We start from the raw sequence: 8,895 nt of genomic DNA, 5'->3' as shown, positions 1-8,895 counted from the left end.
TTCCGATTCGAGTTTTTCATTCTGCAGGCGCGTGATCTCTTCGTGCGAACGCTGTGAGAGTTTTTCCAGCGCAGTATCTTTCTGGCTCAGTTCTTCCTGCTGTTTTAATTCCAGTATACGCTGCTCGCGCTGGTACTTGCGATCGAGTAAATTAAAACCTGTGAACAACAACGCCAGTATAGATATACCATAGAATGAATAGGCCCACACCGAACGATACCACGGAGGCAGTATAGTAAAGGCATAGGTGGCTTCGTGGCTGATCTCGCCATTTACATTGCGGGCCCGCACATGGAAAATATAGCTTCCTTCTTTCAGGTTGGTATATTCTTTCAGCGTCTTGCTGTTCCACTCAGACCAGGTGCTTTCGTAGTTCTCTAAAAAGTATTGATAGGTGAGGTCTTCATTCCCCTCATACGAAGTGGCGGCAAACGTAAGGTGTATAGAGTTGTTCTTGTAAGGCAGTTCCGGTATATAACTTTTAAACTGTGTGCCGGTAATGGAATCATTTATACTATAGTTACCATAGAAAAGTGTAGAGTCACCGTTGTATGTAATGCCTACTTTGCGGATCAGCGTACGGAAGATGAACGTACGGTTCTCTTTCATGGTTGGGTCGTAATGGATAAAGCCATCCTTGGCACCGAACAACACATCGTTGTTTTGCAGAATAGCAATGTTCATCAAATCATCATTCAGATACTTGCGTATCTTGTTGAATACATTTTCTTCCAGAATATAATCTCCCAGCGAATTTTTACGAAACACACCAATATGGTCGCGACTGATAAAGTATATATTTCCCAGAGCATCTTCCCGGATAAACCACACCTGGTCGTTTCGCCCGAGGCGCGTTGTGAAGAAATCGTCTGGTATAAAGCGGTCGGTAGCTTTATCGTATTTATATACTCCGCTGGAGCTGGTGAACAATAACTCATTGCGTACTTTAAAAACGTTGATCAGCAGGTTGGAAGGAAAACCTTTGTTGGCACCGTAGAACGAAACATGTTCAATACTGTCGAGCGAATTACTGAGTTTGATCTTATAGGCACCTTTATAGCCGTGCGTGATCCATATATCTCCCGAAGGGTCTTCCGCCATAATGCGCGAAGATTCATCAAAGCCCTTCAGTTTTTTTCGAAAACGCCATTGTCCGTTTACCAGGTCATATACCTGCAAACCCGAATATACTCCTTCGATCAGTTTGGTGGGATGATCTTTCAGCGGAAGAAAAATCCATGACCCCGGTTCGCGCGAAAGATTTATACCTGTATTTCCTTCTATGCGCGTAGCCCCGTTGTGATGACCCAACAGTAAATTACCCGAGTATTCTCCTATATGATATACCTGGCCGCGTGTATTGTCGATCATTTTGAAATTGAACTTGTCGCCCTTCTCGCGCATATATACTCCGGTGTTGGTGCCGAGGTATAGCTGCGAATTTTTCAAATAGGCCGAATAACCCGAGCCCGGGAGCCCGATCTGCCGGTTGATGAACGTGAACGGAGAGCCCGACTCCACATACGCGAGGCCATTGTTCTGTCCCAGCCATAAGTTGCTCAGGTCATCTTCATATATACTTAGCACTGTGGAGGTTTCAATGCCATGTCCGCTGGTGAGCTGCGTCAGCAGGTTCCCTTCCGGACTTAATATTAATAGTCCGTTGTTTTGCGTACCGATGGCAAAGTTTCCGTTGCGCAGGCGGATCACACAATTAACAATAGAAGCCTTGAAGAATGCCTGCAGGCTCTCATTCCATGCTTGTACGTTACCATCGTGCGCTATATAGATGCCATCGTAGAAGGTAGCCACCAGCAGATGGTTGTCGTGCAGTGGCAATACCGAAGATATACTCTGACTTTTAAAGTACTCGCCTCCTTTAATAATACGGATGTGGTCGCCCTCGAGCATGCCGAGGCCTTGGGAGGGCTGGTTTACATACAGCTGTCGGTTTACCAGGAATGAGTGATCGATACCCTCCGGGCCCTGGATGACGGTGAAGTTGTGCTGATCATATACATATATAGAGGAGAAGGTGCAGAAGTACACCTTGTTGTCATCAATATAGACACTCCAGGTCTCGTCAAAATTCCGGAATTTCCTGTCCAGGCTGTCTGCCAGCGAAGTATACTGAAGCTCCCCGCGCTGGTCCGGAAAAAAATATCCGAAGTCTCCCTGGCCTCCCACATAGATTTTTCCGCGGGCATCGATGGCTACGCTACGCACTTTGGTTCCGTTCTTTACGCCATACACATGCCACTGGTCGCCATCAAACTCCAGCAACCCGAAGTTGTTGGCGATGTATACCAGGCCGAGCTTGTTCTGCGTGATGTACCAGTTCTGGATTCCGGCATTATACTCCACCGGCTGAAAATTCCGTGTGAAGGGCAAACCCGACAAAGGCGATTGAGCCGGAGCCTGGAAGAAAGCAGGCAACAGGTAGACAAGGAGGATGACGAAATAGGTGAACCTGCACGTCCGGAGTGGTAAAATCCTGTTCATGATGAGGCTTTGGAGGAATGATGTTGTGTTCAAATCTAATCCTCAAAACGTTTGAAATCCACTGGAATTAATGTTTTGCCAGAGCTGATGTAGTTTTGATGTAGGCTCTTGAAACAGGTTGATGTAGTATTGTTGAGGCCTGTTTATTGAATTCAGGGCCATTTCCTGCAAAGTTTGTTGAAGCACTCAAACGTTTTCGAGTTACAACACCTCGCAAACAGGTGCAGACTTTAACCAAACTTTTAACCGCATGAAAACAAAACTACTGGCGCTCTTAATGACGCTGTCGCTGGTCGGGTACGGCCAAAGCCTCCTGAAAGGCCGCGTGACAGATGAAAACGACCAGCCGTTGCCCGGTGTAAATGTTCTTATTAAAGGAACATCGCAGGGAACGGTAACGGATGCTAACGGTGAGTATTCGCTGACCAATACTACAGCCGATGCTGTACTGGTGCTCAGCTTTATAGGATACGCACCACAGGAAATCACCGTTGGTGGCAAGACTTCTATTGATGTAAAACTGTTGCCCGACACCAAAGCTCTGCAAGAAGTAGTGGTGATTGGTTACGGAACCACCACACAAAAAGAACTTACCGGTTCTGTTTCGGTGGTAGACGGACAGAAACTGGCAACACTGAACCCCGTTCGTATAGACCAGGCGTTGCAAGGCCAGGCGGCCGGTGTGCAGATATCGTCTGCTTCCGGTTCACCGGGTGGTGCCTGGAACATTCGTATCCGCGGACTTTCTACCAATGGCGATAACAACCCGCTGATTCTGGTAGATGGTGTACCGTATTCTGCCGATGGACTCAGTGCACTGAACCCTGCTGATGTAGAATCCATCAACGTATTGAAAGACGCAACGGCCGGGATATACGGTGTGCGTGCTGCCAACGGGGTAATTATCATCACCACCAAACAAGGCCGAAAGAACTCCAAGCCTTCGCTTGATTTCAGCGGATACTATGGTGTTCAACAAACCACCAAGAAACTCGATCTGCTTTCTGCCAGAGAGTTTGCTGTATTGAAGAATGAAGCTTACGCTGCAGGCGGACTCACGCCTCCATTCTCGAATGTAAATCTCGGCAAGGGCACCGACTGGCAGGATGAAGTTTTTCAAACAGCACCGATACAGAACTACAACCTGAATATAAATGGTGGCTCCGATAAGAATGCCTATTCTATAGGAGGCTCATACATGAACCAGGATGGTATAGTAGGTGGATCCAAAGCAAGCTATAAACGCTACAATGCGCGGTTGAATTTTACGACAGACCTCGCACCGAGAGTTACGTTACAAAGTGTACTGCTCTATACCAACGAGCGGAGAAAAACACTTCCGGAGATGGGTATATCTTCGGTGTTGTTCAACACTATCAATGCAAACCCGGCTGCTTCGCCCTATAACAGCGATGGCACCTATGCATACCTCGAAGATGTAACCGAAGTAATCAACCCGCTGGCGCAGATGGCGAATACATACAACGAATCGCGCGTGAATAAACTGGTGGGTAAAGAAGAGATCACCTATAAGATCAACAATAATTTTGAATTGTCCGGACGTGCCGGCTATAACTATGCTATTGTGGATGATAAAAACTTCAGCCCGCTGGTATATTACGGATCAGGCAAAGCACAGAACACTGCGCTCGATGGAAATCTTACTCCGCGAACAACAGCCATTGCTACAGGCGTAAATATACCGATCTATAACAATGTTACTGAAACACGCTCTACATACTTCAACTACAACCTCGAAGCATTCCTGAACTATAACCGTTCATTCGGTGAGTTTCATAAAGTAAAAGCTACGCTGGGTACATCCATGCTGGCCAACATAAACAAGAGCTTGTCAGGTACGGGGTATAATGTTCCCTATAACTCCAACGACTTTGCGGATATATCTGCTACCGATGGAGCCAATTTACTCAACAACACCTCGTCATGGCAGAATGAAAGCAGACTGCAGTCATTCTTTGTGCGTGGCGAATACGGCTTCGGCAGTAAATATCTTTTCTCGGCCCTCATTCGCAGAGATGGTTCATCCAACTTCGGTAAGAACAATCGCTTCGGTTATTTCCCGGCAGTATCAGCAGCATGGGTGGTATCCGATGAGTCATTCTTCCATCCGGGTATAATTGAATTTATGAAAGTGCGCGCCAGCTATGGTGTATCCGGTAATGATAAGATCGGTCTCTTCCGTTACCGCGCGTTGCTGGGAGGTGAAGCGGTATATCCGTTCAACGATCAGCTCGTAACAGGTGCCGCTATCGGTACACTGGGTAACCAGGATCTGAAATGGGAAACTACACACCAAACCAACTTCGGTGTAGACTTCACCCTGCTGAATGGTCGCGTTGACATTACAACGGATTACTATATCAAGAAAACAAACGACCTGTTGTTCCAGCCCGATATATCTGCGATCAGCGGTGCGTATGCTGCCGGTGGAAGTCCTCCGTTTGTAAATGGTGGTGATGTAAAGAACAGCGGCTTCGAGTTTGTGATCCGCTATAACGATCGCGTAGGTGAAGACTTCACCTTCAACATTGGTTACAACCTTACCACTATACGCAACCGCGTAACAGCGTTGCCTAAGGGTGTTGACTTCTACGAGTTTGGTTCCTTTGGTGTAGGTGGCGGAACCGCTACACGCATGCAGGTAGGTTACCCGATGGGATATTTCTTCGGCTATAAAACAGAAGGAGTATACCAGACTACACAAGAGATTGCCGAGCGCGGTGTAACACAACCCGATGCTAAACCGGGCGATCTCCGCTATGCAGATGTTGATAAGAATGGCACGATCGACTTCAGCAATGATACCGATAAAACGATCATCGGGTCTCCTATACCGGATGTGATTATGGGCCTGAACATTGGTATGAACTTTAAAGGCTTCGACTTCGCTACAACATTCTACGCATCGATTGGTAACGAGATACTGCGCAACTATGAACGTCAGTTACCGATGGCAAACCTGTTATCGTATCGTATGAATCGCTGGACAGGTCCAGGTTCAACTAACAGTGAACCACGCCTCACAACAGATCTTACCCGTAACGGTGTGCTCTCCGATTACTTTGTAGAAGACGGATCATTCGTGCGCATCAAAAATATACAGTTAGGCTATACATTACCGGCTGCTGTATCCAAACGCATTGGTGCCAACAAACTGAGACTATATATAGCGGCCAACAACCTGGCAACCTTTACCAAATACAGAGGGTATGATCCTGATTTCTCATCGAGCAACCCGCTGGTATCCGGAATCGACTATGGATACTATCCGCAGGCGAAAACATATATGGCCGGTTTAAATCTAAATTTCTAGACCATGAAGAAATTCTTTAGAACATCTATACTCATCGCAGCAGCTACAGCTATGTCGCTGAGCTGTGATAAATATGTCGATATCGATCCGGAGTATTCGCTCGATGCCGATAACTATTTCAAAAGTCCGAATGACTACGAACGTGCCCTGACCGGTGCTTACGACCTGATGCAAACATCGTATCTCGATATGTGGATCGGTGAGATTGCATCCGACAACTCGATAGCCGGTGGCGAAAGTGTTACCGATACAGAAGGTTTGCACCAGATCGATGCCATGACGCATGGTGGTGTAAACACCGAGCTGAGAAGTTTATTCCGCTGGATGTATGCCGGTATAACACGCGTAAACTATATATATGAGTTTAAAGACAATATCGACTTTGATGGTAAAGACCGGATATTGGCGGAAGCGGCATTCCTTCGCGGCTATTATTACTTTGAACTGGTAAAGTTCTTTGGCGATGTACCACTCATTATCGACAAGCGTCTCTCCAGTAGCGAAATATCGTCACAGCCACGCACTCCGGCTGCCGATGTATACGCGCAGATCGAGAAAGACCTGATCTATGCAGCACAAACACTCGACTGGACTACCACGGTGAAAGGAAGAATGACCAAAGGTGCAGCGTTATCATTACTGGGTAAAGTATATCTATACCAGAATAAATTTGATGAAGCTGCTACGGTGCTCGATCAGGTGATCAATGAAGGTCCTTACCAATTGTTCGGTGATTTCAGCACACTGTTCAGACTGGTGAATGAAGGCAACAGCGAAACGGTATTTGATATTCAATATGTAGGGGTAGAAGGCGGTGGTTATGGCTGCTTTGTTTGCCTCGAAGGTTTTGCTGCTGTAGGCTTTGATGGTATACGCGGTTACGAAGGCCCTATATATCGCGATGGTAACAGCTATAACCTGCCCACGCAGGATTTGGTGGATGAGTTTGAAAATAACGATCCGCGCCTCGCAGCATCTATACTCGATATAGAAGCTTTCAAGAACAGCCAGCCTGATCCTTCCAAGGTAAAATATGTAAAAGGTGCCGGTGGCCACACCGGATACTATAACAACAAGTATATAAAACGTGCTGACGAATTAGGTGCTCCGGACGATGACCTGACGAGTCCGCTCAACCATAAAGTAATTCGTTATGCCGATGTATTGCTGATGGCTGCTGAAGCGCATAACCGTAAAAGCTCACCCAATGATGTATTGGCGAGACAATACCTGAACGAAGTACGCGATCGTGTAGACATGACCCCGGTAAATTCATCCGGAGCTGCATTGACGCAGGCTATATATCACGAGCGCAGAGTAGAGCTGGCAGGTGAAGGTGTACACTTCTTTGATCTTGTGCGCACAGGTCGTGCCGCAGCAGAGATACAAGGATTCCAGACGGGTAAAAATGAAGTGTTCCCGTTGCCGCAGGATGAAATTGATCTGGCCGGAGCAGGATGGCAACAGAATCCGAACTACTAGCGCATTGAACAAACATGAATGATCAACACATGAAAAAGTTACTATATAATATACTTTGGATACTGTGCATACAAGTGCTCTTGTTTGCCTGTAAGGAAGACGATGCCGAACTCGGGTCTGTACCGACCGAGACCGATGCAGCCTTCACCTATGCGCCTACAGCTGCGAAGCCTAACATTTTGGATTTCACGGCTTCTTCAGCGGCATTTCTCAAGAAGTGGGACTTTGGCAATGGTAAAACTGCCGAAGGCGATAATGTGCAGGGTGTATTCCCTGAAAAAGGTTCGTATGTAGTTACACTCACGGTATATACTTCCGGTGGAAGTGTTTCCAGTAGCCAGACCGTTGAGATAGCCGAAACCGACCCGACCTTACTGGACCTCCCGATATATAATATGCTCACCGGTGGCAACAGTGACCTGGATGGAAAAACCTGGGTAGTGGATTCCAAGACAGCCGGGCATTTTGGACTCGGTCCGGTAGAAGGCACAGGGCCTGATTGGTATAAAGCAGGCGCCAACGAAAAAGATGGTGCAGGTTTGTATGATGATAAATATACTTTCAAACTGGCCGGCTTCTCGTATACACAGCAGACCAATGGCGATGTATTTATCAATACACAGCAGGCGAGCAATTTTCCGGGTGCTCAACCTTCCAGTGGCGATTATAAGGCTCCCTATACACCTCCTGCTAATTTAACCTGGTCTATTACAGAAACCGGTGGCAAGCAATATTTGAAAATATCTTCCGGTGGATTTATAGGATACTATACCGGTGTGAATACCTACGAGATTGTTACCATTGAAGAAAACCAGTTATTCCTGCGCTATACCGATGCTGCTAACGCAGCCTTTGCCTGGTATCTGCGTTTGGTCCCTGACGGATATACCGAGCCAACGGAACCACCTCCTTACAAGATCGAAGATATATACCAGAACTTTGATGGCAGCAGCAACTTCAACTTTGTAAACGACAGCCAGGGATCGATGGCTACGTACGATAACCCGGCTCCTGTACCGATCAACACATCGGCGAAAGTTGGAAAGTATACCAAGGCCAACGGACAGGCTGGTGAATATGCCAACGTGCAGATACCACTCAGCTATAAAATGGATATCCGCAACCGCCACGTATTCAAGCTGAAAGTATTTATACCCAGCTATAACGATTATACTACCACCGGTGGTGAATCGTGGCAGTCATATAATACGCTGCAAAAACAGGTATCCGTAAAACTGCAGAACTCGGAGCTGGGAGGTAATGCCTATACAACACAGGCCGAAGTGATCCAGAAAAATCTGGTAACAGACAAGTGGCTGGAACTGACCTTTGATTTCAGTGCTTTTTCTACCCGCGAAGACTTCGACAAGGTGATTGTACAGATAGGAGGAGAGGCCATTTTTACCGGTGGTATATTCTTTATCGATGATTTTGAATTGTTACCGGAATAATAGATAGGACTATAGACTGTCTCGATACGAAGTATATACTTTAGTGGTCGAGACAGTTTTTTAAACAATTAATACGTATACCATGATGGACAAACTTAGAACATCGCTGCTGTTTGTATTTATAAG

Annotated in this window: 4 protein-coding genes; 3 read left to right on the top strand and 1 reads right to left on the bottom strand. The window is 46.6% G+C overall.

All coding sequences use genetic code 11. The features are described from left to right. A partial coding sequence (locus VIN08_RS03310) for a ligand-binding sensor domain-containing protein (protein ID WP_331960190.1) occupies window positions 1-2,502 on the bottom strand: 2,502 nt, incomplete at its 3' end. A gap of 250 nt (window positions 2,503-2,752) precedes the next feature. Between VIN08_RS03310 and VIN08_RS03305 the strand changes: the two genes are divergently transcribed. Genes VIN08_RS03305 through VIN08_RS03295 form a run of 3 tightly spaced genes read left to right on the top strand, consistent with a single transcriptional unit; the run spans window position 2,753 to window position 8,769 of the window. Further along, entirely contained in the window at window positions 2,753-5,836 is a 3,084-nt protein-coding gene (locus tag VIN08_RS03305; protein WP_331960187.1) for a TonB-dependent receptor, read from the top strand. A 3-nt stretch (window positions 5,837-5,839) separates the two neighbouring features. Continuing rightward, window positions 5,840-7,318, top strand: a complete 1,479-nt coding sequence (locus tag VIN08_RS03300) for a RagB/SusD family nutrient uptake outer membrane protein (RefSeq protein WP_331960184.1) — start codon at window positions 5,840-5,842, stop codon at window positions 7,316-7,318. A 29-nt stretch (window positions 7,319-7,347) separates the two neighbouring features. Continuing rightward, window positions 7,348-8,769: a PKD domain-containing protein gene (locus VIN08_RS03295; protein WP_331960181.1), complete on the top strand. Its 1,422-nt coding sequence runs from the start codon at window positions 7,348-7,350 to the stop codon at window positions 8,767-8,769. The last annotated feature ends 126 nt before the right edge of the window (window positions 8,770-8,895 follow it).

Origin of the sequence: Ohtaekwangia sp. (assembly GCF_036568665.1) — a bacterium.
GTDB lineage: Bacteria > Bacteroidota > Bacteroidia > Cytophagales > Cyclobacteriaceae > Ohtaekwangia.
This window is presented reverse-complemented; position numbering and strand designations above follow the sequence as displayed.